A 24,888-nucleotide genomic window follows, 5' to 3' on the forward strand; every position below is an offset into this window, starting at 1 on the left:
ATGATCGCCGACCTCCACGTCCACACCAAGCTTTCGTCCGACTCGAACGTCGCGCCGGAGCAGTATCTCGAATTCGCGAAGTCGTCGGGCCGCGGCCTCGGTGCCATCTGCTTCACTGAGCATCGGCTGTTTCCGAACGACGCCGAAGTTGAGCGGCTATACAGGGAACTCGCGGATCGTTTTCAAATTGCGATCTTCAAAGGAATCGAGGCCGACACCGACCTCGGTCATCTGCTGCTGTTCGGCGTCAACGACGAAGTGATGCGTCGATTCGATCTGACGGCGCGAATGCTCAAGAGCGACAGCCTGATCGAAGTGATTCATCACGAGGGCGGCGTCGCGATACCGGCACATCCGTTTCGCGATTCGGGTTACGGATCGCGCCTCGACGCGCTGCTCAGCCGCCATGGCGCGGCGATTGGCGCGGTCGAAGTGCTGAACGGTCAGAACTCGATCGAGGAGAATCGGCGCGCGGAGGACGCGGCGCTCAAGCTCGGGCTGACTGCGGTCGGCGGCAGCGACGCTCATTTCGCGACGGCAAAATGGTTCATGACAGTGGCGACGGAATTCGAGCGCGACGTGAAGACGGTCGAGCAAATGTGTGCAGAAATCCGCGCCGGACGCGCGCGTCCCTATGTCTTTCCCGATCCGCTCGATTGAGCCGAAGCTCTCGCCGCTTCGGCCGGCTGGATGCTCTCCAGCTCATGCGTAAATTGCCGGATATCTTGCGAACGCCCCGCGACGACTAGTTCGTCGCCCGGCTTGAGTGGACGGTCAGGCGCGATCGGCGCGAATCCGCTATCCGGATTGTTCGCATCCTGAACCGCCAGCACCGTGATACTGAATCGCGCGCGGGGATCGAGTTGACGCAACGTTTTCCCCGCAGCGTTGGCAGGGACGCCGATGCGCGTGACGCGATAACCGGTCGCCCAGTAAATATTGGTGTCGCGAGTGGCCAGCGTCGAGAGCGAAACCGACACGCGATTGAGCGCTTGCGCAATCTGCCGGCTGGTAACCAGCCCGAGAAATCGCCGGCTGACGCGTTCGACCACCGGAATCTCATCGAGACCGTCGTGCTCCATCAACTGGCTCGCCTCGTCGAGATTCGCATCGAGCGTCACAGTTGGGCCGTGCACGTTGCAGATATCAAATGCGTTTACCAGAGGCCCCAGCTCCTGCCCGCCGCCGATCACGGTCAACAAATCCCGCACGACGATTGTCCCGGCCAGCTCGCCATCGCTGTTAAGCACCGGCAGGGTGGATTGCGCGGTCTCACCCGCGGTGCGCAGCACCTCCGCCAGGGAGGTATTTTCGTTTACGATCGTGACGTTTTTGGTCACCACCGCGCTTACCGGAATGAGCGCGAGCGCCAGCCGTTCGCGGCCGATTTGCAGGGTCTTGCCCTCACGGGCGAGGCGGAACTCGTCGATCGATTCGGTTTCGATCGCGCGCGCCACCACCAGCGCGGTGATCGTCGCGATCATCGCAGGCAACGCGATAGTGTCGCTGTGCGTCATCTCCCAGAGCAGGAATAGCGCGGTGAGCGGCGCATGGGTGGTCCCGGCCAGAAACGCGCCGAGCCCAACCAGCGCGTACGATCCGCGCGGACCCGTAAGATGTGGAATCGCCATCGCCGACACGCGCTGAAAGAAGCCGCCCGCCATCGTGCCAATGAAAAACGTTGGACCGAAAGAACCGCCGGGCGCGCCGCATCCGAGCGACACGCTGCTGGCGAAGATTTTCGCGCAGGTCAGTGCAGCCAGCATCCCGATGCCGAACTCGCCTGCCATCGCGCGATTGATCACCGGGTATCCGTCCGACAGATTTTCAGGAAGCCAGATTGCGATCACGCCAACCACCGCGAGTCCCGCCTCGAGCTTGACCCAAACCGGGAGATTCAGCCGGCGAAACCACGCTTCGGTTGCGTTGAAAAATCGGATGTAGCCAGCGGCAAGGGCGCCGAGAGCCGCACCCATCAACGCATAGGTCGCCATCTCCCAGTAACTGCGCAGTACGAACTCCGGCACGGTGAAGACGACCGCGTTGCCGATAATCGCGCGCGAGGTGATCACGGCGGTGAATGTCGCGATGATCAGGAGAGTGAGATTGGCGATCTCGGTGTGGCCGAGCAGGATGATCTCCTGCGCGAACATCAGGCCGCCGATCGGCGCGTTGAAGGTCGTCGCGATGCCCGCGCCCGCACCCGCCGCGACCAGCACTTTGGCGCGATCGGGCGAGAGTTTTCTGAGCTGCGCGATAGTCGAGCCGATCGCGCCTCCCACTTGCGCGATAGGACCTTCGCGCCCGACCGACGCTCCTGATCCCAATGAAAGCGCAGCGCCCGCTGCTTTCACGAAGATCCATCGGCGTTTGAGCCGCGCGGTGCCGAGGTTCACCATCTCCAGGAAATTCGGAAAGCCGTAACCGAGTACGTCTTCGGGAAAGATCCGGTCGAGCACCAGGATTGCGACGCCGCCGCTCAGCAGAACGAGCGGAATCAACGCGCGATGGAATCCGCCCTTTTCAATTCCGAGCGCTTGCCATTCGAGCTCGCGAAACACCCATGAGAAAAGTTCGATGAGTTGGCGAAATCCCAGATTTCCCAGCGCGGCGAGCACGCCCACTATCACCGCCAGCAAAATCAGCTGCACGTATTCGAACTGATCGACACGCAGCGAAAGCGTAGGTCGACGCATCAGCAACCCCTTCCGGTGATCGAGCTATCTGCCACCAACTACACGCCAAGGAAGCGGTGCGTGACCGCTAGAAACTCGTCGAGCCGATCGTGATGCACCCAGTGGCCGGCCTTGTCGATCGTCACCGACTCCGCGTGCTTGAACGCCTGGATGCGCCCGTCCTTGACCCAATCGCCCGCCCACGATTCCGTGCCGCGAATCAGCAACGTCGGACACGTGATGCGCCCCCAGATTTCGCGCGCGTCGCGGTTGTTGAACATGTACGGCGAGGTGGCGTGAACGTAGTTGTCGAACTTCCACGAGTAGGTGCCGTTCTCGTTGCGGCGAATTCCCCAAATCGTGAGATGGCGCGCCTGCTCGCGACTGAGATGCGGATTGGCCTCGCGCATGCGCGCGAGTGCCTCCTCGATCGTCGGGTACTCGCGCACCTTGCGCCGCGCGAGCGTCTGCATCTGTCCGATCCAGTTGTTCATGCGGTCATACGCGGGCGTATCCTTGATCATTCCGGGCGGCGGACCCATCCCCTCGATCGAAACCACGCGCTTGACCGCGTCGGGATGCGTGCCGGTGTATTGCAAAACGATTCCACCACCGAGCGAATGGCCGATGAGCGTCGCGGGTTCGGTCGACGCAGCGTTCATCAGCTGTGCGAGATCGAGCACGTAATCGATCATCGAATAGCCACTGCCTACAGCCCAGTCGGAATCACCATGACCGCGCAGGTCGGGGGCGATGATGTGAAAGTGCTGGCGCAGATCGAGCGCGACCCAATCCCAGTTGCGGCAATGGTCGCGGCCCCCATGCACCAGCACGAGCAGCGGCTTGTCGGAATTGCCCCAATCGACGTAATGCAGTTTCAGGCGCTGCGAATAAAAATAGTGCGAAGTCGGCCCGATGATGCTATCGGCCATGTGCCGGTCTCTCCACGAGTCTTAGACGTGTGTCAAACGCTACAGGTTAGGCTGGATCTCGTCGAGTGCCGCGCGCGCCGTACGAATGATGAACTCAATTTCCGCGTCACCAATGATGAACGGCGGCGTGATCATCATCGCGTCGCCACCAGCCTTCCCCGCCATCCCGGTCGCCGGATAAAAGAACAAACCTTTTCGAACCGCCGCGCCCAGCACTCGATTAGTCACCTTCTTTTCAGGAGAGTACGGCCGGCGGGTCGCTTTATCCTGGACGAGCTCGATCCCCCAGAACATCCCGGTACCGCGGATGTCGCCGACCATCGGATGCCCCGACAGTTCTTCCTTCAAGCTCGAGCCGAGCCGCGCGCCGACTTCTGCCGATCGCTCGACCAGCCGCTCGCGCTCCATGATTGCCAGCACTTCGTCGGCAACCGCGCACGCCACGGGATGCGAGCTGTAGGTGTAGAACATGAACTCGGCCTTCGCGCGCTCGACCTCTTCGACCAGCGATTCCTTCACCGCGATCATGCCCATCGGCATGTAACCGCCGGTGAGGCCTTTGCCGCCGACCAGGATGTCCGGCACGACCTCCCAATGATCGACGCCGAAGCGCCGACCAGTTCGGCCGAAGCCGGTCATCACTTCGTCGGCAATCAGCAGCACGTCGTAGCGCCTGCAGATCTCGCGAATCTTCGGCCAGTATTCCTTGACGGGAGGCACGACGCCGCCGCTCGATCCCATCATCGGCTCCGCGATAAAAGCTGCGATCGAATCGGCACCATTCTTGAGGATCTCTTTTTCTAGCGCGGTCGCGCAGTCGAGATCGCATGACGGATATGTTTTGCCCCACGGGCATCGATAGCAGTACGTCGGATCGATCTTCGGCCAGTCGAGCAGGATGTGTTCGTAGTCAGCGCGTCGTCCGCTCCCACCCGCCGACAACGCGGCAATGGTATTACCGTGATACGAGAAGCGGCGGCCGATGATCTTGCTCTTCGACTGTTTGCCGCGAGCCTTGTGATAGAGAATCGCGAACTTCAGCGCGGCTTCGACCGCCTCCGATCCGCCGCTGGTGAAGAAGAATCGCGACAGCCCCGCCGGAGTCCATCGCGTTAGACGCTCGACGAGCCTCTCGCGCTCGGCCGAAGTCCAGACCGGCACAATGTAGTCGAGCTTGGAGATCGTGCGCGCAGCCGCTTCGGCGATTTCACGGCGTCCCTGCCCGATGTTCACCACTACAGCGCCGCCACCGGCGTCGAGAATCTTGTGGCCGTCGGAGGTGTAGAGCCATGGGCCTTCGGCGCGCTCGATTCGAATCGGATCGTGCGGGCCGCGCATGAACATCGGAACTGGCTGTGGCATAGCCAAATCTTAACCGTGATTCGATGCCGCGGGCAACGTAGCGCGCGCCACCGACGCGATGGCTCGCTACTACTTGATGGCGCCCGACTCGCGCCAGCGGTCGAGTTCGTCCTTGCTGTAGCCGAGTTCGCCGAGGATTTCGTCGGTATGCTGCCCGAGTCGCGGCGCGAGCGACCTGATCGAAGCGGGCGTGTCCGAGAACTTCGCCGAGATGCCGACCTGTTTGAACTTCCTGCCGCCCTCGCCTTCCACTTCGACGATCATGTTGCGCGCCTGTACCTGTGGATCGTTGGGCACCTCGTCGAGCGTGAGCATTCGGCCGACGCAGATATCGTTCTTGCTCAAAATCTCAAACCACTCGTCGCGCGTCCTGGTTTTGAACGTCTCGGTGAAAACCTGCCCAATTTCGGCGCGTTTGCTCGAATCGTATTCATGCGGAATGAAGTCTTCGCGGCCGAGCGCGCGGCACAGGTTGGCGAAGAACCACGGCTCGATCGCCGCGATCGTAATGTATTTGTCGTCCTTGGTCAGATAGACGTTGTAGTTCGGAATTCCGCCGTCGTTTATGGTCTCGCCGCGCCTCGGCACTTTCCCATTGGCGAAAAATGTCGAGAACGCTTGCGCCAGCAGCGCGAGGCTGCCGTCCATCATCGAGATGTCGACGTACTGCCCCCGCCCGGTCTGGTTGCGCGCGACCAGCGCCGCGAGCACTCCGATCGCGCCATGCATCCCGCCACCGGCGTAGTCCGCAACCACGTTGTGCGGAATCGTCGGCGGCTGCCCGGGCCGTCCGAACATCGACAGGACGCCGGCGGTCGCGATGTAATTGAGGTCGTGGCCGACCAGATCGCGATACGGCCCGGTCTGTCCGAAGCCCGTGATCGCGCAATAGATCAGCCGTGGGTTGCGCGACGCGAGCTTCTCGTAGTCGATGCCGAGACGCTTGGCAACGCCCGGCCGGTATTCCTCGACGATAACGTCGGCGCGCTGGGCGAGCCGGCAGTACACTTCCTTGCCCGCGCCGCTCTTGAGATTGATCCCGATCGACTTCTTGTTGCGCGCGAGCGCGTTGTGCGGCGAACTGTTGAAGTTGTTGCCCGCCGGAAGCCTGCCTGCGGCGCCCGCTTGCTGCGCGCGTCTTCCGGTGGGAGGACCCGGCTCTTCGATCCTGATCACGTCGGCGCCCAGGTCGGCCAGGATCATCGTGCAGAATGGCCCCGGCGCTAGCTTGGTCAGGTCGAGTACTTTGATTCCGTCGAGTGGTGCAGGCATCGTCCGTCCCCCGGAAGAGCTATTGAGCAAGCAAGTGCGCGAGTCGCGCGCTGCTATTGATTTGGGTTCACCGGCTGCGGATATGAATTCATCTGCGGCGCCTGCCCCGGTTCGCCCTGACCATTGTCGGGCGAGCCGAGGACTGTCGGCGGAATCGTCTGATCGTCGCCGGCCGCATTTTGATCGGTCTGACCACTGTCGCCGTTTTGATTGTTGTCAGCGCTATCATTTGAATCGTTGTCGTTGTCGTTGCTGTTATCGTTGTCGCTGTCGGTCGTGCCCATGCTGGGAGCGTCCTGACTATCTTGCGCAAGGACAACTTTCGGCAGCGACTGATTCGCCTGGCGGGTTATCGGTGCGGAGTTAGCAACTTCGTGACTCGAAGCGCACGCCATCGGCGGCACCATCATCAGAACAAACGCGGCCGCGAGGCTGATTTTCGGGATCATACCAATCTCCCATTCATTCCGATCATATGGCGTCGAAGCATCTCGCCCGATTATAGAACCGCGGCGCGCACCCGCGCCATTCTTTCCGCCAGCGACTTGAGCCCCAGCACCATGTGAACGCCGTACCAATGCAGGTCGCGGCCGCTGACTATCAGCACGCGGCGGCTGAGTGCGGGCGGCAAGAGAGGTTTCAGCTCGGCGACATCGGACTCATCGAATGCGTACGGCTCGTCGGGAAGTATCACGATATCAGGACGAAGTTCGACCGCGTCCTCGAGCGTCGTAACGGGATACCGCTCGCCCGCCGATGCGAAAATATTGTTGTAGCCAAGCATCCGCAGCACGTCATGCGCGTAGGTGTCGGCGTTGAATGACATCCACGGCTTTTTCCAGATCGGGCAGAAAACGCGAAGCCGCAATTTGCTCCACACGCCGAGCGACGCCTCGATGCCGCTCACGCTGAGCGTGATTTCCTTGGCCAGCGCGGCCGCCTGCGGTTCGCGACCGAGCACCCGGCCCAATCGCAGGATCGATTCGACCGCGCCCGGCACCGTGCGCGGATACGTCGTGAACACCGGGATACCCGCAGCGCGCATTCGCTCGATGTCCTCGCGCCGGTTCTCCTCAGCGTTGGCGATCACGAGCTCAGGCTCGAGTTTTACGATCGCGGCGATGTCCGGATTCTTGGTACCGCCGACTTTTGGAATCAACGCAACCGACGCGACCGGCTCGACACAAAATTTCGTGATACCCACGACTTCGGAACTGAAGCCGAGCGCGAACAGCGTCTCGGTCCAGCTTGGCACCAACGATACGATTCGCACCGGCGGCCGCTCGAGCTCTACGCGAAAGCCCATGTCGTCCGCAATTTGCATCGAGCCTGCCATCTAGCCGTTCGTCACTTCGCCTTGCGCTTGATGATCTCGTCGAGCTGACGGCGATCGTCGGGCGTTAGATTCTCCGAATCGTTGTCGCCGCCGGTTGCTTCCGACGCGGCGGGAGCATTTGCTTGCGGCTGATCGGGCGGTCGATACGCGAGGTAGTGAACCACCGACGGAACCATCACTCGTTTAGCTAAAAATCCCAAAATCAGCGCCGCAAGCAGAGACAGCCCAAAGACCCTGAGCCCGCGCGTCCTCTTCCTTTTCGCCGGACGCTTCGCACCTCTGCGCTTTCGCGCATGAGCGACTCGTACTCGATCCGCCACCTGTTCCTCTCCACCGCGAGCGACACCAAAATGCTACCGCACGGGCTCGCGTAATAGAACCGCGCGCGCCCATCGCGCGATCAGGCGCCGGGTGGGCAGCTCGTCGAGATGCCGCGCGCCGTTGTACCAGTCGACGCCAATTTCCCGCGCGCGGCGGCTGATGCGTGCGACTCGGAAGAACAGCCGATGATGCGGGCTGTAGAAATGACGCGCGGCAAACGCGAGCTTGCTCAATTTCTTTCCAACCGCACCTTCATGCAGCGTGAGATCGTAAATCCGCAGCGCGTCGCCGTCGCCGTCGAGAAATTTGACGATTGCGTCTGCCGCCAGCTTGCCGTGCTCGAACGCGCACGAAATGCCCTCGCCCATCAGCGGATCAACGCCGGCCGCGTCGCCGGCGAGGATGACGCGTCCACGAGCATAGCTGTCGCGCGCGTCGAACCATCGAATCGGAAACGATTGCCATCGCGTGGTGTGCCGCTTCAACCCGTCGAGTGGAAGTTCGGGAAACGCCGCGATTAGTTCGGCCATCATCCGCGATTGCTCGCCTCCATTTTGGGCAAATTCGCTCGGCCGCTGATCGTAAATGCCTACATTAAGATGCGGTGCGCCGCCGATAAAGCACGGGAACGACCAGCTGTAGCCGCTGATTCCGTGGCTCACGCATCGGAAGTCGAAGCGGTAGCGTTGTTCGATAAATTCGGGCGTACGTTCGGGATCGACTGCGATATCCGTCATCAACGCGCGCCCGATGGTCTCCTTGCGAGCGCCGAACACTGCGCGACGCACCCGGCTGCCCGATCCATCGGCGCCGACGAGGATTTGCGCTTCGAAGATGCCCTGGTCGGTGTCGACGCGCACGCCGCTTGCGTCCTGAGTGACGTCAAGCACGCGACTGCGTTGGAGGATCTCGATACCCGCGTCGCTCGCGGCTCGTGCGAGCATCGCGTCGAACAGGTCGCGTCGAATCACTGTGGCGAGCACGTCGCCGCCGCGCGACAAGTCGACGTCGCCTATCGGCGTCGCGGCTTCACCGCGAATCACTTCGACCGCGGGCACGTCGAGCTTGAGTCCCAGTTCGTCGAGCGCGAGCATCGTTTTGGGAATCAGCCCGCCGGCGCAGACCTTAAACCGCGGATGCGCCGATTTCTCGATCGCCACGATTCGACCCGCGAGCGCAGGCCGATTCTTCACGAGGAACAGCGCGGTCGCGAGTCCCGCCGGCCCAGCGCCTGCGATCACGACGTCAAATTTTCGCGAGGCTTCCATCCGAGGCTTCAACGCCTAGCATCAAAACAAGCGCGGCGCATCGACTTCCTCGATGCGCCCCGCGTTCACTATCTTACTTACGACTCGATCAGCCTTGCGCTTGTCCCTCAGACGGCTTGATCACCGTGTAGAGCGTCGCGCCGCCGCGTTGCACCAGCAGCAGGGCCGGCTTCTTATTCGTCTGCGCATCCTTGGCCTTCGCGACGAAATCCGTAACCGTAGCGACTTTGTCGTGGTTGATTTCCATCACCACGTCGCCCGGCTGCAGACCCGCGTCCGCCGAAGGGCTATCCGGCGCGACCTTTTGAATCACTACGCCCTTGGTTCCTTCGAGATGGAACTGCTGGGCAATTTCGGGAGTGATGTCTCCCACCTGCATTCCCCAGTTCCCGCCAGGAGTCTCCGCCTTGGCCGACGCCACCTGCGGTTCTTTGCGCTCGCCGATCGTGACCTCGAGGGTCATGTGCTTCCCGTTGCGCACCACCTCGACCGGCACTTTCTGATTGATCGGCGTCTGCGCAACCAGCGCGGGCAGCTCATGCTCGTCGTCGACCGGATGGCCGTTGAAGCTCAGCACGATATCGCCGCGCTCGATGCCACCCTTGCCTGCGGGGCCGTCTTTGTCCGCACTCGCGACCAAGGCGCCTTCGGGTTTCGGCAATCCGAACGACTGCGCGAGGTCGGGGGTCACTTCCTGGATCTCCACGCCCAGCCATCCACGAACCACACGTCCATGCGCCTTCAACTGGTCCATTACGTTGCGCGCCATGTCGATTGGAATCGCGAAACCGATGCCATTGTTAGCACCGGTGCGGCTGTAGATCGCGGTGTTGATTCCGATAACTTCGCCCTTCGTGTTTATCAGCGGCCCGCCTGAGTTGCCGGGATTGATCGAGGCGTCGGTCTGAATGAAATCGTCGTAGTCGCCGCCGAGGATTCTTCCCTTGGCGCTCACGATTCCCGCCGTCACCGTCATGCCGACGTTGAACGGATTGCCGATCGCGATTACCCAGTCGCCGACGTCAGTGGAGTTGGAATCGCCCAGCGGTGCGACTGGCAGCGGGTCCTTGGTGTCGATTTTGATCAGTCCGAGATCCGTCTTCGCATCCTTGCCGATCACCTTGGCGGTGAACTCTCGCTTGTCCTGCAGCGTGACGTGGATTTCTTCCGCATTACCGACCACGTGATTATTGGTCAGGATATAGCCGTCGGCCGATACGATCACGCCCGAACCCAGCCCATGCTGTTTGTACTCGCGCTGACCGCCTTGTCCGAAGTAGCGGCGCAGCTGATCGAACGGATCGCCGCCGCCGGGCGGCATCCCGCCTTGATCTCCTTGATCGCCGCCTCCGCCCTGAGCACCGTTGTCGTCATTGCCTCCGCCGTTATCGTCGCCGGGTCCGCCTTGCGGGCCAAACGGCATTCCCGAAACCTTCACATCCTGCACGACGTTGACGCTCACCACCGCCGGAATCATCTTCCTGACAAGAGGCGCGAACGAGGTGATTACTCCGACTTTTTCACCGGGCTCAGGTGCATTCGGCTCCGCAGGCTGGGGCGGCGGCGCCACATGAACCCCGGGAACCGGTGGCGCCGGCAGAGGAGCAGCCGGGTTTGCCTGTGCTTGCTGCTGCGCAGGTGGGTTAGCCTTGGAAGCGTCGGAGTCAGATCCCCAAAAAGGGAACGCCCCGGCGCGCGCAAAGGCAATGACCAAGCCGATCAAAACGCCGCCGGTTACGGCGGCGATCTTCTTAACCATGCATTCCTCCTGGAATGTAGCGAAACTGTTGGATCATGAGGCAGGGCAAGTACCGGACCATCTAGTTGTAGGACGATAGAATTCGTCCAAAATTCAGGTAACCCGCCGAATCACCTATCGTTCTCGCCGCCTGGCCAAGACCCTTACCAATAGTACATCAAATCAAAATTCGCCGCACCAACAAAACGTTCCCGGAACCCGCATATTGCGGTCCCGAGCCACCTTCGATGCTAGCTTTTCTGCATCGCCTTGATGTCCTCGAGCAGCACCTTCTCATGCCCTTGCGGATTCACTTTTTCATACACCTTGCGCAGGTTGCCCTTGGGATCGATCACGAAGCTGGTCCGGTTCCAGTACTTGGTACCGTTGTAATCCGTCTGACCGACGCCCGCCGCCTTGAGCAACTCGTGGTTCGTGTCCGCCAACAGATCGATCGTGAACGCAAACTTGTTGCAGAAATTCTTGTGTGACGCGACGTCGTCCGCACTGACGCCCACCACCTTGATTCCCGCCGCATCGAAGTCGGCCTTGCTCGCGGTGAATGACTTGCCCTGAATCGTGCATCCGGGAGTGTCGTCCTTCGGGTAGACATAGACCACCAGCCACTTGCGCGCGAAATCGCCGAGCTTCATCTGCTTGCCGTCCTGGTTCTGCAGATTGAAATTGACAAACGGTTTTCCTGTCTCGAGCATTATTGTTTTTCCTTTCGTCGCGTACGACGGGTTTAATAGTGATGGAGAGCAGGCCCAATTGATCTGCTCCAACAAAGCCTAGCACGGGTGGGATGCGTTTCGCACTGAAGATTTGCGGGCGACCTAAGTTAGGTAGCCCACATTCACCACGATTTCTGAACACCAAAAAAAAGCGCGCCCCGCCGGGAGGAGACGGGGCGCGCGGTCCTAGGACCGGGAGAAATCGAGAGACTTAGTACCTCCAGTTATTATAGCCGTAAGGCACTCCACCACAGGCCCGCTCCGCACGATGCAGCTGATAGATTAGGTCGGATGCGGCCGCCGGATGACCGGTGTATTCGTCGTGACGAATGACATTACGAAGATGCTGCGCCCATCCGCACGCTCCACCATAGTAACCGCCCGGCATTGCCCAACCGCTCGCGGCGTACTCACGATCATGACCGTAGTCATCGTGATCATAATCTCGGCCGTAGTTCCGGCCGTCACGATCGCCATGGTTCCAATCATTGCCACCGCGGTTGCCGTAGTCGCGCGAGTCGCGATTAGTCGCCACCGCCGGCGCGTTGTTGTAGGTGCGGCCGTTATCGCGTGATTCATTGCGAGTAGCAACCGCCGGCGCCGCATTACGGGTCTCGCGAGCGCCACGCTCGTCGCGGCCCTCGTTCCGATTCATATTCGCGGGCGCGGCAGCATGAGTCTCAGTGCGCGGAGTCTCGGTGCGCGCGCTATGCTGATCGCGTGACTTATTGTGCGTGGCCGGCGCCGCATTATGTGCGGGAGCGCTGCCACGCGATTCGTTCGATCGCGATTCCGACTGCGCCTGCCGCGAATTATCCTTGTGATCTTGGGCCGCGGCAGTGATAGGAGCCGCCATCAGGGCAACCCCAATCAATCCGGTCATTATGTTCTTGCTGAATTTCATCGTCATAACCTCCACCAAACAGGTAGAGCATCAAGGATGCCAATCGCTGACCTTGAAAAAACCCCTTGAAAAGCCGACGCCTCTCAGCAATAGACACCCCAAAACAACCGTGAACAAAGAAATCGGCAATTTTTGCAATTGAACGTTTCCGGACAAACAAACCCCAAAAATGCGCACGGAGAGAGCAGCTTAATGTACGTTTAAAAACCTAAAGACGGGGACACTTCGCGTCAAACTTCCAGTCCCCCCTTCCCACTATTGGGAAGGGGGCTAGGGGGATAGGACGACACGAGATACCCACCACTCTTCTCGTTCCCCTTCCCACGATGGGAAGGGGTTAGGGGTTAGGTTCTTCGCATCATCTATAAAGCTTAAACGGCTCGACCCCCTTACGAAACGCAGTGGTCTGCACCACAAACCGAGGCATCGACGAACAGTTCAGCGCCGGCGCGTGCAGCATCATCGGATGCACCAGCACCACGTCGCCGGGTTCTCCGATCATCTCAACGACGCGCACCTCAACCCCGTCGATTCTTGTACCCTCGCGCATGAACCGGCGCACGCGGTCAGCTTTCTCATCCCTCGAGCATAACGCCTTCACCCACGGATACGCGCGAATCAGGCGCATCCGGGCGTCGGCGGAACGAAGAATCTCCCCCGCGCGCGCAGCCTTCTCCACCAGCCGATGAGAGCCGGCGACGAAAACAGTACCGCCACCGCATTCCGGCAATTTCGCCAGGCAGCTGAAGATACGCACGCCCGCTGGCCCCGACGGCGACTGCGAAGCCGGGAAATCCAGATGCCAGTTGCTGCACGGAACCTCCCAGCGCTCCGTCGATTCCGGAAACGTCACCAGCAGCGATCCCCATCGCTCGGGCCGCTGCCAGTTCCCTGATCCTAGAACGTCGTCAACCGCGCCACAGACCGCCGTATTGCCGACCTGCTCGAACGTCAGGGACTTGGGGATGTGATGCGTCCCCAAATACCGATGCGCTCCTCCAATCTGCTGCAGTCCTCCCGCGCTTTGTCTCTGAGGCTCCGGCCACGTATCGGGAGCCCCGCGATGGAGATGGTACCGGTCGCGAAGACAATCCCAGACCGTCGTCAGCATCTCGTCAGCCGCAGCTTTCCCGACCGCCCCAGGCATCCTGACTATTCCATATCGGTCGAATTCATCTCGTTGTTGACCAGTAAGCATTTGAGCACCTCCCAAAATACAAAAATGAAAACGCCTCGTGCCTGTCCACCACTAACTCCGGATGGACAAACACGGGGCGTCCCCGCGTTCAGCGCCCGCCTCGCAATCCGCAAAGCAAGCCCAGATATTTTCGCTCCGGCAGCGAGACTCTACAAAGCTCGCCGACTAACCTCGTTTATGCCACCGCCCGCACCCAGTTACAACCTCTTTCTAATCCAATCCGTCCCCCTTCCCCGGCACTTAGACGCCGCAACGTCGGAATTTAGCGCAGTGTTTCGTAGCCGGCGGATTTGCCGATTTTGTCCATGTCGTCGGCGGATAGTTCGGCGGTGCGCTGCGTGACGTACCATCGATGGCCGAATGGGTCCTGCAGCGTTCCCGATTTCTCGCCCCACGGCTCGTCTTCTAACGGCCTGACTGCTTTTCCGCCGGCATCCACCGCTCGCTTGAAGGTTGCGTCGGCGTCCTCGACCAATAGATGCAGTCCGACGGACGTGCCGCGCAGCGTTTCGGGACTGACGATGCCCATCTCCGGATGCTCGTCGCTGATGAACACCGGTGTGCCGCTGATCTCGATCTCAGCGTGCCCTACTCTGCCGTCCTGCCCCGTCCAGCGCATCAACTCCTTCGCGCCGAACGCTTTTTTGTAAAACTCGATTCCGTTCGCCGCGCCCTTTATCGTCAGGTACGCGGTGATCGCGCGCGGCCCGACCGGGATTGTATAAATTTTGCCTGCCATCATTGCTCTCCTAGAACATGAAAGTGATCGGGCTCGCCGCCGCGATCATCCATGCGAACCACAGCGTTTCAAAAACGGCGATCACTATCAGATTGCGCGACGCGCTGTACGCCGACGCCGAGAATATTTCGATCATCACGAAGGCAATCGTCAGGATCGGCATGAGCAGCATCAGTACGAAGGGCAGAGCGTTCAGGCTCACGCCCACCACCGTCAACACCAGGATCAGGATGCGCCCGAGCGATGCCTGTACCGTCGAAATCGTCAGCCCTCCGCGCCGCACCAGCCACTCGAAGCTAATCCAGAACGGGAACAGCAGCACCGTCGCCATCGCCATCACCATCAGACGCTCCGGCGACAACGACAGATGATGCAGCATCGCGGACATCGCGACCTGGCATACGTACACCACCGCGAAACCCGCGGCCCCGGCAAGCATCGCGACACCTGCGCCCGCCCGGATACGCTCCCAATCCAGCGTCTCCGACAGCGCAATCACGCCCAACATGATCAGTCCCGCGACCATGAACCATGAGATTTGGACATCGCCGACCACTATCTGCAGAAAGTACGCCGGATTCGCCGCCGACAGCGGCATCGCTGCAACCAACGCCCCGCCGAGTATCAATAGCCCCATCCATCCGCTCGGCCCGGGAGGCTCGATGGTCCAGCCCGGCGCCAAGGATCCGCAGACGATGCCAAGCGGCACAAGCAGGAACACGAACATCAAGAGCGCGAATCGCGCAGAGCCGCGCCGCGCATCTTTGAGTTCGATCGGAGTGGTTCTCGCGATCCCGAATGTGCCGTCGAGCCATTTTATGATCGTAGTCGCAGCAGCCGGCGAGTTGACGATCGTTATGTGATTGAGGCCCGGCATCCGGATCGCCTCGACTGCGTTGCCCTGCGCGAAGTCGCCGTAGATCTTGCCGAGTTCGATTTGCTGCACGCCCGCCAGATGAGCCGCAAGCGCGGTGGACGTGTCCTGGATCGGCTCCTGCGGATCGCGCTCCGCAAAAATGAACAGCGCGTTCTTCGGACGCTCGGGACCGAGCGCCCAGCCGCCCGAAATCATTACCGCGCCTTTGACGCTGGCATCGTGGGTCGCGTAGTCGAGCGCGGCGCCCGCGCCCATCGAATGCCCCATCACGACGATTCGCGATCCATCTACCAGCTGATTGTCGCGAAGATAATCGACCGCAGTCTTCACGTTCGCGCGCAGGCTGTCGCTCTCAGCCGTGCCGCCATTGAACGGATTTCGATTCTCGCCGTGCCCGTTTACGTCGATCGCCAGGACAGCGTAACCGTTCTCCGCCAGTCGTCGTGCGAGCCCGCTCATCAGCACGCGATCGCCGGTGAAGCCATGAATCAGCACGACAGCCGGCGGCCGCTGCGCCGCTGGTTTGGGAAACAGGGTATAGAACGGATCTCCCGGCCCCGGCAGATACATTGTCGCCGGCTCCTGACCGGGCAGCATCACGAAGGCATGCGGCGGCCCGCCATTCTCGAGTCGCGCCAACCGCGCAACCGCGACAATGAACAGCAGCACCAGGACGATTGAGATGATGCGAGAAATTTTCATCTTCAATTTGCCGCGCGACTGACTCCCGCGCGCCCCTTCGAGACTTCCTCGAAAGGCACATCTCTTTTGTGAGTCGCGATCATCCAGATATGTCCAAACGGATCTGTCAGCGAGCCCAGCCTGTCGCCCCACTCCTTGTCCGTCACCGGCTCCATCGCTTTCGCGCCCGCGGCTATTGCACGTTTGAATACCGCGTCCGAGTCCTCGACGTAGACATAAAAGTGCACCGGCGTGCCACCTAGCGATTGCGGACTGCGCGACCAGCCCTTCGCCACCCACTCCGCCACGTGCCTGGAACTATCATCCGAGAGCCTTACGATCGAATCCCCGATCTTCAGCAGCGCGTGATTCACTTTCCCGTCAGGCTCCGCCATTCGTTCCAACTCCGTCGCGCCGAACGCCTTGCGATAGAACTCGACTGCCCGCGCTGCGTCGTTGACGCACAGGAACGGAGTCACGCTATGCCACCCTTTGGGAATCGATCTCACTTTGCTCGCCATGGTTGTTCTCCCCGTTCGCTAATTCGAATTTCTCGGCGGCACATCCTTGAGCGGCGTCCCGACAAACCAGACATGACCCCACGGATCCTCGATTCCACCGCACCGGTCGCCCCAGTCCCGATCCTCGACCTGATCGATAGCTTTCGCTCCAGCTGCGATTGCGCGCTTCACAACGTCGTCGACATCGGTAACGTAAATGTACAGATGCACCGGCGATCCGCCGTACGAACGCGGCGGGCGCGACAACCGATGCACGTCATTCTGCTTCACGTCCGCCGAACTGGGATCGGACAGCATGACGGTGGTGTCGCCCATCTTGAGCATCGCATGGCTCACGATTCCGCTCGGCTCTTCGTCGCGCATCAACACCGTCGCGCCGAATACACTCTGGTAGAATTCCAGCGCGCGGGCCGCGCCTTCGATATACAGGAACGGCATGATGCTGCGTGAGACATTCGCGGCTGCCGGGGCTTCGACTCTCTCGACGACGACGCGAGGATCGTCCGCCATCGAGTTCTCAGTCGTATCGATCGGTGTCCCGTACAGCATCGAGACCGACTTCTCCGCAAACTGCCGATGCCACATTCCTTGCGGGCACACGAACGCCTCGCCCGCACGCAACTTTCGCGTCACGGGGCCGTCGTCGGTCAGCGTCGTCACCTCGAGCTCGCCATCGAGCGCCAGCAGCAATTCGTCGCCATCAGGATGCCGCTCCCACGGCGTCAGACCCGTGTAGCTCATCACGCCCAATGTGAGATTCCCGATCCTGGCGACGTTGCGCACCGCGGCGTTAGCGTCATCGCCGGTCGTGTCGGACGTAATATTGAGATGCGGCGCCTCGCGCAGAGCCGCGCGCAGATCGCGCTCCTGGAGCTTGGCGGCGGTAGTCCTGCGCACCGCACGCTTCGCGACGCGCTCGCTTTTCGGCCGCGGATCCTTGGCGGTCGATCCCTCGGTGCGACTCGGAGTCAGGTAGAACGCCGACACGAACGGACGCGGCGTCAGGCGATGCCACAATCCTTCGGGGCAGACAAACAACGACCCCGCATGAATCGTAGACTCGACCGGTCCGCCGTCGATCAACGTGACAATATCGGTCTCGCCATCCATCACGTAGATCATTTCGTCGGAGCCGAAATGGCGCTCCCAATTGGTGCGGCGGTTGCCGCGCGACGCCACCAACAGATGATCGTTCATCGTGTCGAGAAAGCGCATCGACATTTCGGGCAAATCGCTCAGTGCGGCGCGCACGTCATGGACGACAAATTTCGGCTGCTCGGCCAGCTCCTTGAGCCGCTCTTCAATATCCTGATGAGTGATGAGCGGCTTGCCGCCCGCGCTGGTGGCGACGACTGATTGCAGTTCCTTCGATTGCGCCGCCAGGTCTGCCTTCAGACGATTCCTGAAATCGGCGCGCGGCAAATCCCGCAACTCGCCCGCGATCCGCAAAATCGCCGCCAGCCGCGGATCGGACGTGGGCAGCGGCGCGTTCGGCTTGGCCACGAGAGCCTCCACCGCGTCGTCCAGTTGCTCGATAAGTTTCCCCTTAGCCATTCGTATCACCCATCCGCACCCGCAAATTCTGCAGGCCGCGGAATTGAAGCTGCTTGATACTGCCCTCGGAGCGCCCGAGCGCAGTTGCGATTTCGCGAATCGATTTCTGCTCCGCAAACCGCATCACGATCACACGGGACTGATCGCGCGGCAGCCGCTTGACCAGTCCAAACAACCGCCCCCGCCGCTCCGCCTCGTCGATGCCAGCGACTACCTCGCCACGAGCGTTGGTTGTCTCGAAAGAAATCTCTCGTTCTTGGGCGCGGCGTCGGGCGATGCGCTTGGAGCGATCAGCGATTTCGTTGGAAGCAATCCTGAACAGCCACGCCGCAAAAGGAACCCCGCGCCACTCGAACCGCGGCAAACTCTTCAGCGCCAAATGAAAAACGTCGGCGGTGATATCCTGCGCCTCATCGCGATCACGAACGCGCCGGACGACATATGCATAAACTCGCTCGAAGTTAGACTCATACAAATCCGCAAACCGGCTACGATCCAGCTGCGCCGCTTCAATCAGCGCCCGCTCCGCAGAGTAATCGACGTCGGTCTTAGCCGCCGCCCGCACCTTCAACACGGCCTCCGATGCGCGACTGAACTCGCGCGTCGCAGAGCGCGCAAATAAGGATGCAGATTGCGGGGACACATCAGCCTCTATCTACAGAAACCGCGGTATCCCGGAAAGGTTACGGAACGAAGAGGAACAAGACGGTGAGCGGGCAGGCTCTTGTGGTGCGATCCAGAACCCTCACCTACCGGCCGCGCTGCGGCCGGCCTCCTCTCCCGTAACTTAACGGGCGAGGTATTTGGAGGCCGCAGCGGCCGTGGGACAAGAACAGAGGAGCGACCGGTCTTCTGCTAACCAGTTCTAACAGGGACCCTACGAGTACTCAGGGTAAACTCCGTCCCGCATCTTTCTTAATACTAAGGTGCAGGGGTTACCCCTGCCGAAGGAAGCGTGAAACCCACCGCGCGGGTTTCACATTCAATTTAAGCTGCCCCCTTTCCTGCCGTTTGCTTCTTCTCCGCTGGGAACAACTCGCGATTGCGATCGATCTCGTCGATTGCCCACTCGCACCACTTGATGTTCTCTTCCATCCAGTCGATCCCGTATTTGAGCGTGAACATCGAGAACATCGCGTTCACATCGCGATAGCCCTTGCCGTCGGCGAAGTAGTCCTTGTCTATCTCGCGGTAGCGCTTCAGATGAATCGCCCACGACCTTTGCTCTTCCCTGAGCACGGCGATCGCGCCGTCGGCGCCGAGATGGCCGAGGAAGCGGCATCGCAGCAGCGGCGGATGCTTCAGGTTGATTCCTTCGAACGGACTCTCGAGCCATTCGATCAACAATCGCTCGCCTGCCGGCGTGATCGTGTAGAGGCGCTTGTTCGGCCGGTCGCGCTGCACGACGTTGCGGCTCTTGATGAGTCCCGACTCCTGCATCCGATCGAGCGTCGGATAGATCTGCGTCGGATGCGCGTGCCAGTAATGCGTCATCGACAGATCGAAGATCTTCATGATGTCGTAGCCGGACACGCCGGGCACTTCCGCGATCAATCCGAGCAGCGCGAGATCCAACGACGCCTTCCTGGTAGGAACACGCAGGTGGCCGAGGCCGTCATTGGGACCCGGGTGCAGAACCTTGCGCGCGCGATCGCGAATCGGCGCGCGCGCCGGACGTGTCGCCTTCTTCATTGCGCGGGCACCCAGTTGCCGGGAAAGCCCCACGGCACGCGATGCTGCAATTTGATTCGCGCGACCGGAGCGCCTGCGAAGTGTTGCGCGTCGAGCACGACCATCTCGCTGCGATTGAGCTGCTCGTCGTACCAGACCGCGAGCACCCATCCGTCATCCTCCGATGATTTCGAATTGCGCGGGACGAACACCGCCTCGCCGGGAGCAAAATGTTTTCCGAGGTCGTGAACCTCGAGCTTGTCAGTCTTATAGTCGCGTTTGAGCAGCGCCTGGAAACGGGTCTCTTTCTCAGGCGATCCCGGATTGCCGCCGGCGAAGTAACCGTACCGATGTTTGCGGCCGGCCAATCGCTCGTCGAAACGCGGGAACTCATTCGAGACGTCGTCGATCTGACGCTGCTTCATCGAGCCGTCCTTCAAATTCAGATTCCATTGCCAGGTCAGCGGAGGATTGCCGCCGAACGAGCTGCCGGTCATGTCGAGCGACTTCATCCGGCATCCGTCGACAATCAGCGAACCGTTCTCTTCGTACGCATTGAGGAAATGAAAGACGAAGAAAGCCTCGTCCTGGAACCATTTCATGTCGCCGGTCTTGCGGTTCATCACGCCGATTTTGGTGCCGTGCTGCGGCTCCCAGGCAAAGATAGGTTTTCCGGCCGCCGCATTCTCGAGATGGAACACAGACGGGCAGACGAAGAAGATCGCGTAGTTATCAGTCGCGATAAAATCGTGCATCATCACCGGCAGACCGGTGTCGATCGGACGCGATTCGATCAGCTTGCCGTCGCGGCTCGCGCGGTACCACGTCACGTATGGCGGGAACGGCTGGTAGCCGAAGAACAGCAGGTCGCCGGTGACGGGATCGAACTTCGGATGCGCCGTCACCGGGCCGGTCACCTTGCCGTCGAAATCGAACAGCCCCACGGTCTCGAGAGTCTCCGGCTTGAGCTCGTGCGGCGACGCGGCTTCGAGCAGGGCGAGCAGACGGTTGGCATACCCGATGATGTTGGTGTTGGCGGTGTTCTTGAACGGGGGCAGCTCCGGCGACATCTCGCGCGGCTGCCCGAGCAAGCCGCCGAAAAGCGCGCGTCCCTGCTTCATCTCGGCCTTGAGGCCTTCCGTGCGGACGTAGCGATTGCGATAGGCGGCGCGGCCGTCGCGCAGAATGAACGCATGCACCATCCCGTCGCCGTCGAACCAATGGTAGCGGCCTAGCGGCTTGAAGTGCGGGTTCGGACCGATACGGTAGAGCGCGCCGTTGAGTTCTCGCGGCAGCTCGCCTTCGATCTCGAGGTCGAAGGCGTCGCCCTCTTCGCGCCATGGTGCGTAGTTGCCTTTCAGGTATGGATTGGTTGAGTCGTACATTGGGAATGTTTCCTCCTGCTATAAAGTTAGAGTATTCCAATCCTTCAATAGGGTGTCAAGCGACGCAATTGAATCACCTGCGCGGTGGGCGCAAGGGGTGCCCCCTTGACCCAGTGAACCGTCGGCCGACGCGTGCGACTCTGAAATCTTTGCCAAGGTTGCAGCGAGACGAACCAAAATCCAGGTCGCTTATCCCTGAGATTGTCGGTGCTCGGTTTGAACTCGCCTGCGATTTACTCTGGATTGATCAGATTTTGCGCGTCGATCGTCGTCGGTGCCGAGAGCGTGGTTTCAAGTTGAGGCGCGGCGATCGCCGAAATGAAAAATCGGACCAGAACTTGCTTCCTTTGCTGGATAGACATTTTCGTTTTTTCAATTTTTCATCCCGAGTGCTTCTATGTTCCAAGCGTGCCGATCTCCTCCCGCGATCGTATCGCCGGCAGCTATCGCCTTCTTCAATCTTCAGATTTTTAGCGAGAGAGGTGTGCCGAAATGAATAGGACGAGGTTTTTTATTATCGCCGGGTTGGCGCTGTCGCTCGGAGCGTTCAGTCCCGCCCTGGCGCAGACCTCCGGAAACACGAATCCAGCGACCGGGACCACAAATTCAGACAGTACGACATCGGTAACAAATACAAGCGGGACCTCTTCGGTGGGTCCTACCAGCGGGACTTCTTCTATGAGTCCCATGTCAAATCCTGACAGCGACAACCAAAGCTCGGCCGAAGCCCAGGACTTGAGCAAAGGCGCTACGCCGGGTGAGGCAAACGCGACACCTTCTTCGATGAGCATGTCCGATCAGGAGAGCAATATCGGACGGCAGATTCATCGACTCGATCGCGACTTGAGCGATGCAGCATCGTACCAAGCCCAGGGACGCGAAGAGTTGAGCAGGGGCGACACGGCAGCAGCGCGGCGGGATTTTCGGACCGCCGAGCACATTCTCAAGATGGCGACGGGCGGCAAGAGCTTTCAGCCTACCATCATGGGTGAGAACCCCCGCCAACAGCAGGTGGTGGTCGAAGATAATATCGCGCAGGCTCAAAAGAGCGGCGCCGACGTAAGCGATGCGGAGCACTATCTCGATATGGGTAAGGACGCGCTCACCAAAGGCGACCAGGCCAAAGCGTCCCGCGACTTTCGATCGGCTGAGCTCGCGCTCGGTATCCCGGTAGAAGTCGGATACGCCGAGATCTGGGAAGCAGCGGTGCCCGTCAACGAACAGCAGAATGCGGCGGCTGGAACCCAGTCGGATACGTTCCAGGCGGCAAGCGGGCGTCCTCGGACTCAGTCGGAGATTCAGAACGATATCAATCAGGCTGCAAGCCAGGGCAAGGACGTCACCGATGCGCAGGCATTCCTGAACGATGGAGAGCAGGCGCAAAACAGCGGCGACCAGAGCAAGGCGCAGCGGGATTTCCGGGCAGCGGAGCGCTCGCTGGGCATGAGCGAAGCGTACAATACCTCGGGGTCTTCGAACCGTACATCGGACGAAAGCGATTAATTTTCCTCAACCGGGCGAGGAGCCCTCTCCTCGCCCGTGTCCTATCGACAAATAAGTGCGCCGCGCAGCTACATGCAATCAGCGCGCTGCGTTGCTAAGCGGCTGGAGCCATCCTAAGATCATGATGTGATTGCCACCACGCTGATTTTCGTTGCTGGACTGTTCGCGTGGAGCCTCCTCGAATACATCATCCACGGCGTGCTCGCTCATTCGCATCGCACGTTCGTAACGCCTCTTCATAATGAGCATCACATCGATCCGCGCGCGGTGTTTGCGATGCGCGCGTGGATTCCTACGGCCATCGCATTGATCGTCCTACTAACCATCTTCGGGATGGCGCCCGGCATGATCTTTTTGCTCGGAATCGTCGCTGGATTCGCGGTGTATGAGTACATCCACTACCGGATTCATTTCGCGATACCCTCGAGCGCGATTGAGGCGCGGCTGCGCGCGCGGCACCTGGCGCATCATCTGAGGGAGCCGGACGCGATATTCGGGGTTACCACGCGAATCTGGGATGTTGCGTTCGGGACCGAGCCGTCGCCGGAGCGGATGCGCGAACTGTCGGCGGTGGGAGCGAGCGTCGCGCCGCTTTCGGGTTCCAGCAACCTGGGCAGAGTGATCCGCAGCCGAATTGCTGCATCCTGAGTCGGTTTCCTACTTCTTGACAGATAGCTCAAGTCGAGCTATTGGCTCGATAGGTATGCGTGATGTGTCGTTGATATCGGCGAATGGGACGCGGAGTTATCGTCCCGGCGCGCAGTTGTTTCCGGCCAGGTCGGCGCTGGAATTCGACAAGACGCCGCCGCGGATGGACGTGAAATTTCCGATCCTGGGCTTTCTGATGGACGCGGAGGCAACCGGTTACGACCTGAAGCAGCGGTTCCAGGACCCGGTCGGCTTCTTTTATAGAGTAAGCGATGGATCGATATATCCCGCGCTGAAAAAACTGGCGCGTGATGGGCTGGTCAAGCTGCGGACGGAACGGCACGGACGGCGCGCGCGGAAGATTTACGCGATCACGCCCCGCGGACGAGCGCATTTTATGAAAATGCTGCGCGAGCCGGCGCAGCCGCTGTTCGTGTTCGATGAATCGCAAGTGAAGATGTACTTCGCGGACCGGGAGCCGGAAATTGCGCTCGAGCATATGGAGCGGTCGCGACTCGACGACGAGGAACGAACCGCGATCCTTGACGGGATGGTTGCCGAGATGCGCCGGGCGGGCACGAGCACGGTCCGAAGGTTCGTTATCGAACTAGGTTACGAGATCGTAAGTGCCAAGGCGCGCGTGCTGGCGCGGCTGTGCTCGCAGTTGAAGCGCGAAATACAGGGGAAACGGCGGGTTCCGTCGCGAGTAAAAGTACCGCGCGTGGACGCATCGGGAAAATGACCTGCGAGGGCCCAAAAAGGGGAAAGGAATGTTATGGACGAAAAATTCGCGATCGATCTAGAACACGTGACCCGAATCTACAAACGCGACGAGTTCGAGGTCCGCGCGCTCGACGACGTGACGATGCAGATTCCGACCGGGCGCTTCGTCGCGATCATGGGGCCGTCGGGGTCGGGCAAGACCACGATGCTCAACCTGATCGCGGGAATCGATCACGCGAGCACCGGTCGGGTCGCGGTCGGCGGCGAGGAAATTACCGGGATGAAGGAGCGCGACCTCGCCGGCTGGCGCGCGCGGCATATCGGGCTGGTGTTCCAGTTCTACAACCTGATTCCGGTGCTCACGGCGTTCGAGAACGTCGAGTTGCCGCTGTTGCTTACGAGTCTGAACAAGGCCGATCGGCGGCAGCATGTCGAGACGGCGCTCAAGGTGGTGGGCCTCGCGGACCGGATGGACCATTATCCGCGGCAGTTGTCGGGCGGTCAGGAGCAGCGGGTAGCGATTGCGCGCGCGATCGTCGCCGACCCGACGATTATCGTCGCGGATGAGCCGACCGGAGATCTGGATGCGAAGTCGGCTGAGGAAATTTTGGGATTGCTGGTGGATATGAATCGGCAATTTTCGAAGACAATTGTGATGGTCACCCATGATCCGCGGGCTGAGCGGTATGTCGATACTGTCTATCGATTGGATAAGGGAGTGCTGGCTGGGGTCGAGCCTGGGAAGCGCGGAGTCGCGGCGGAGGCGGCGGCGCATGGGTGAGACCAGGAACCTAACCCCTAACCCCTTCCCGAGCGGGAAGGGGAACAAGAATGCCTCCGGGAGTT

At 60.6% G+C, this 24,888-nt stretch carries 24 protein-coding genes; 5 read left to right on the forward strand and 19 right to left on the reverse strand.

Going from position 1 to position 24,888, the window contains the following annotated elements:
• A complete protein-coding gene (locus tag WB650_RS11835) occupies positions 1 to 660 on the forward strand; it encodes a PHP-associated domain-containing protein (RefSeq protein ID WP_422301968.1) in 660 nt (219 codons plus the stop codon).
• On the opposite strand, the gene WB650_RS11840 is transcribed toward WB650_RS11835, so the two are convergent.
• The 19 genes from WB650_RS11840 to WB650_RS11930 form a co-directional block, all read right to left on the reverse strand.
• Positions 633 to 2,696, reverse strand: a complete 2,064-nt coding sequence (locus WB650_RS11840; RefSeq protein WP_422301966.1) for a chloride channel protein — start codon at positions 2,694 to 2,696, stop codon at positions 633 to 635. The two genes, WB650_RS11835 and WB650_RS11840, sit on opposite strands and share 28 nt — an antisense overlap.
• A 38-nt stretch (positions 2,697 to 2,734) precedes the next feature.
• A complete protein-coding gene (locus WB650_RS11845; RefSeq protein ID WP_422301964.1) occupies positions 2,735 to 3,607 on the reverse strand; it encodes an alpha/beta fold hydrolase in 873 nt (290 codons plus the stop codon).
• A 39-nt stretch (positions 3,608 to 3,646) separates the two neighbouring features.
• Positions 3,647 to 4,969 (reverse strand): aspartate aminotransferase family protein, encoded by a 1,323-nt coding sequence (locus WB650_RS11850; protein WP_423960591.1) that lies wholly within the window; start codon positions 4,967 to 4,969, stop codon positions 3,647 to 3,649.
• A 69-nt stretch (positions 4,970 to 5,038) separates the two neighbouring features.
• Positions 5,039 to 6,241 (reverse strand): CaiB/BaiF CoA transferase family protein, encoded by a 1,203-nt coding sequence (locus WB650_RS11855; RefSeq protein WP_422303821.1) that lies wholly within the window; start codon positions 6,239 to 6,241, stop codon positions 5,039 to 5,041.
• A gap of 53 nt (positions 6,242 to 6,294) precedes the next feature.
• On the reverse strand, positions 6,295 to 6,690 hold the full coding sequence (locus WB650_RS11860) for a hypothetical protein (RefSeq protein ID WP_423960594.1): 396 nt from the start codon (positions 6,688 to 6,690) through the stop codon (positions 6,295 to 6,297).
• A gap of 50 nt (positions 6,691 to 6,740) precedes the next feature.
• Positions 6,741 to 7,577 carry a helical backbone metal receptor gene (locus tag WB650_RS11865; protein WP_422303819.1) on the reverse strand — a complete coding sequence of 279 codons (837 nt, stop codon included), beginning with the start codon at positions 7,575 to 7,577 and terminating at the stop codon, positions 6,741 to 6,743.
• A gap of 11 nt (positions 7,578 to 7,588) precedes the next feature.
• Positions 7,589 to 7,897: a hypothetical protein gene (locus WB650_RS11870; protein ID WP_423960596.1), complete on the reverse strand. Its 309-nt coding sequence runs from the start codon at positions 7,895 to 7,897 to the stop codon at positions 7,589 to 7,591.
• A gap of 33 nt (positions 7,898 to 7,930) precedes the next feature.
• A complete protein-coding gene (locus WB650_RS11875) occupies positions 7,931 to 9,166 on the reverse strand; it encodes an FAD-dependent monooxygenase (RefSeq protein WP_423960597.1) in 1,236 nt (411 codons plus the stop codon).
• Positions 9,167 to 9,254: 88 nt separating this feature from the next.
• Positions 9,255 to 10,925 carry a DegQ family serine endoprotease gene (locus WB650_RS11880; RefSeq protein ID WP_423960599.1) on the reverse strand — a complete coding sequence of 557 codons (1,671 nt, stop codon included), beginning with the start codon at positions 10,923 to 10,925 and terminating at the stop codon, positions 9,255 to 9,257.
• A gap of 230 nt (positions 10,926 to 11,155) precedes the next feature.
• A complete protein-coding gene (locus WB650_RS11885; RefSeq protein WP_423960601.1) occupies positions 11,156 to 11,617 on the reverse strand; it encodes a peroxiredoxin in 462 nt (153 codons plus the stop codon).
• A 232-nt stretch (positions 11,618 to 11,849) separates the two neighbouring features.
• Positions 11,850 to 12,542, reverse strand: coding sequence for a hypothetical protein (locus WB650_RS11890; protein ID WP_423960603.1), 693 nt, complete (start codon positions 12,540 to 12,542; stop codon positions 11,850 to 11,852).
• A gap of 358 nt (positions 12,543 to 12,900) precedes the next feature.
• Positions 12,901 to 13,740, reverse strand: a complete 840-nt coding sequence (locus tag WB650_RS11895; protein WP_423960605.1) for a phytanoyl-CoA dioxygenase family protein — start codon at positions 13,738 to 13,740, stop codon at positions 12,901 to 12,903.
• A 262-nt stretch (positions 13,741 to 14,002) separates the two neighbouring features.
• Complete coding sequence (locus tag WB650_RS11900) at positions 14,003 to 14,479, reverse strand: VOC family protein (protein WP_422304009.1); 477 nt, start codon at positions 14,477 to 14,479, stop codon at positions 14,003 to 14,005.
• Between the two features lie 10 nt (positions 14,480 to 14,489).
• The gene (locus tag WB650_RS11905; protein ID WP_422304008.1) at positions 14,490 to 16,058 is read right to left on the reverse strand and encodes an alpha/beta fold hydrolase; all 1,569 of its coding nucleotides are present in this window, start codon (positions 16,056 to 16,058) and stop codon (positions 14,490 to 14,492) included.
• A 2-nt stretch (positions 16,059 to 16,060) separates the two neighbouring features.
• Positions 16,061 to 16,558, reverse strand: a complete 498-nt coding sequence (locus WB650_RS11910; protein WP_422304007.1) for a VOC family protein — start codon at positions 16,556 to 16,558, stop codon at positions 16,061 to 16,063.
• 18 nt (positions 16,559 to 16,576) lie between these two features.
• Entirely contained in the window at positions 16,577 to 18,112 is a 1,536-nt protein-coding gene (locus WB650_RS11915; protein WP_423960607.1) for a cupin domain-containing protein, read from the reverse strand.
• Positions 18,105 to 18,755, reverse strand: a complete 651-nt coding sequence (locus tag WB650_RS11920; RefSeq protein WP_422304005.1) for an RNA polymerase sigma factor — start codon at positions 18,753 to 18,755, stop codon at positions 18,105 to 18,107. The genes WB650_RS11915 and WB650_RS11920 overlap by 8 nt, the downstream gene beginning before the upstream one ends.
• A gap of 344 nt (positions 18,756 to 19,099) precedes the next feature.
• On the reverse strand, positions 19,100 to 19,804 hold the full coding sequence (locus WB650_RS11925) for a PadR family transcriptional regulator (protein ID WP_423960609.1): 705 nt from the start codon (positions 19,802 to 19,804) through the stop codon (positions 19,100 to 19,102).
• Positions 19,801 to 21,168 (reverse strand): carotenoid oxygenase family protein, encoded by a 1,368-nt coding sequence (locus WB650_RS11930; protein WP_423960611.1) that lies wholly within the window; start codon positions 21,166 to 21,168, stop codon positions 19,801 to 19,803. Before WB650_RS11930 ends, WB650_RS11925 begins: the two co-directional genes overlap by 4 nt.
• Positions 21,169 to 21,846: 678 nt before the next feature.
• Between WB650_RS11930 and WB650_RS11935 the strand changes: the two genes are divergently transcribed.
• The 4 genes from WB650_RS11935 (at position 21,847) to WB650_RS11950 (ending at position 24,823) form a co-directional block, all read left to right on the forward strand.
• A complete protein-coding gene (locus WB650_RS11935; protein WP_422303917.1) occupies positions 21,847 to 22,671 on the forward strand; it encodes a hypothetical protein in 825 nt (274 codons plus the stop codon).
• Positions 22,672 to 22,797: 126 nt separating this feature from the next.
• Positions 22,798 to 23,319: a sterol desaturase family protein gene (locus tag WB650_RS11940; protein ID WP_422303918.1), complete on the forward strand. Its 522-nt coding sequence runs from the start codon at positions 22,798 to 22,800 to the stop codon at positions 23,317 to 23,319.
• A 64-nt stretch (positions 23,320 to 23,383) separates the two neighbouring features.
• Complete coding sequence (locus WB650_RS11945) at positions 23,384 to 24,061, forward strand: helix-turn-helix transcriptional regulator (RefSeq protein ID WP_422303919.1); 678 nt, start codon at positions 23,384 to 23,386, stop codon at positions 24,059 to 24,061.
• 33 nt (positions 24,062 to 24,094) lie between these two features.
• Positions 24,095 to 24,823 carry an ABC transporter ATP-binding protein gene (locus WB650_RS11950; RefSeq protein ID WP_422303920.1) on the forward strand — a complete coding sequence of 243 codons (729 nt, stop codon included), beginning with the start codon at positions 24,095 to 24,097 and terminating at the stop codon, positions 24,821 to 24,823.
• Positions 24,824 to 24,888: the final 65 nt, after the last annotated feature.

This window comes from Binatus sp. (SeqCode) (genome assembly GCF_049584895.1).
Lineage (GTDB): Bacteria > Desulfobacterota > Binatia > Binatales > Binataceae > Binatus.

Bases quoted from the DNA above. Each gene is read 5' to 3' on its own strand.
- WB650_RS11835 (WP_422301968.1), top strand. From the start codon at position 1: ATGATCGCCGACCTCCACGTCCACACCAAGCTTTCGTCCGACTCGAAC.
- WB650_RS11840 (WP_422301966.1), bottom strand. From the start codon at position 2,696: ATGCGTCGACCTACGCTTTCGCTGCGTGTCGATCAGTTCGAATACGTG.
- WB650_RS11845 (WP_422301964.1), bottom strand. From the start codon at position 3,607: ATGGCCGATAGCATCATCGGGCCGACTTCGCACTATTTTTATTCGCAG.
- WB650_RS11850 (WP_423960591.1), bottom strand. From the start codon at position 4,969: ATGCCACAGCCAGTTCCGATGTTCATGCGCGGCCCGCACGATCCGATT.
- WB650_RS11855 (WP_422303821.1), bottom strand. From the start codon at position 6,241: ATGCCTGCACCACTCGACGGAATCAAAGTACTCGACCTGACCAAGCTA.
- WB650_RS11860 (WP_423960594.1), bottom strand. From the start codon at position 6,690: ATGATCCCGAAAATCAGCCTCGCGGCCGCGTTTGTTCTGATGATGGTG.
- WB650_RS11865 (WP_422303819.1), bottom strand. From the start codon at position 7,577: ATGGCAGGCTCGATGCAAATTGCGGACGACATGGGCTTTCGCGTAGAG.
- WB650_RS11875 (WP_423960597.1), bottom strand. From the start codon at position 9,166: ATGGAAGCCTCGCGAAAATTTGACGTCGTGATCGCAGGCGCTGGGCCG.
- WB650_RS11880 (WP_423960599.1), bottom strand. From the start codon at position 10,925: ATGGTTAAGAAGATCGCCGCCGTAACCGGCGGCGTTTTGATCGGCTTG.
- WB650_RS11885 (WP_423960601.1), bottom strand. From the start codon at position 11,617: ATGCTCGAGACAGGAAAACCGTTTGTCAATTTCAATCTGCAGAACCAG.
- WB650_RS11890 (WP_423960603.1), bottom strand. From the start codon at position 12,542: ATGAAATTCAGCAAGAACATAATGACCGGATTGATTGGGGTTGCCCTG.
- WB650_RS11895 (WP_423960605.1), bottom strand. From the start codon at position 13,740: ATGCTTACTGGTCAACAACGAGATGAATTCGACCGATATGGAATAGTC.
- WB650_RS11900 (WP_422304009.1), bottom strand. From the start codon at position 14,479: ATGGCAGGCAAAATTTATACAATCCCGGTCGGGCCGCGCGCGATCACC.
- WB650_RS11905 (WP_422304008.1), bottom strand. From the start codon at position 16,058: ATGAAAATTTCTCGCATCATCTCAATCGTCCTGGTGCTGCTGTTCATT.
- WB650_RS11910 (WP_422304007.1), bottom strand. From the start codon at position 16,558: ATGGCGAGCAAAGTGAGATCGATTCCCAAAGGGTGGCATAGCGTGACT.
- WB650_RS11915 (WP_423960607.1), bottom strand. From the start codon at position 18,112: ATGGCTAAGGGGAAACTTATCGAGCAACTGGACGACGCGGTGGAGGCT.
- WB650_RS11925 (WP_423960609.1), bottom strand. From the start codon at position 19,804: ATGAAGAAGGCGACACGTCCGGCGCGCGCGCCGATTCGCGATCGCGCG.
- WB650_RS11930 (WP_423960611.1), bottom strand. From the start codon at position 21,168: ATGTACGACTCAACCAATCCATACCTGAAAGGCAACTACGCACCATGG.
- WB650_RS11935 (WP_422303917.1), top strand. From the start codon at position 21,847: ATGAGTCCCATGTCAAATCCTGACAGCGACAACCAAAGCTCGGCCGAA.
- WB650_RS11950 (WP_422303920.1), top strand. From the start codon at position 24,095: ATGGACGAAAAATTCGCGATCGATCTAGAACACGTGACCCGAATCTAC.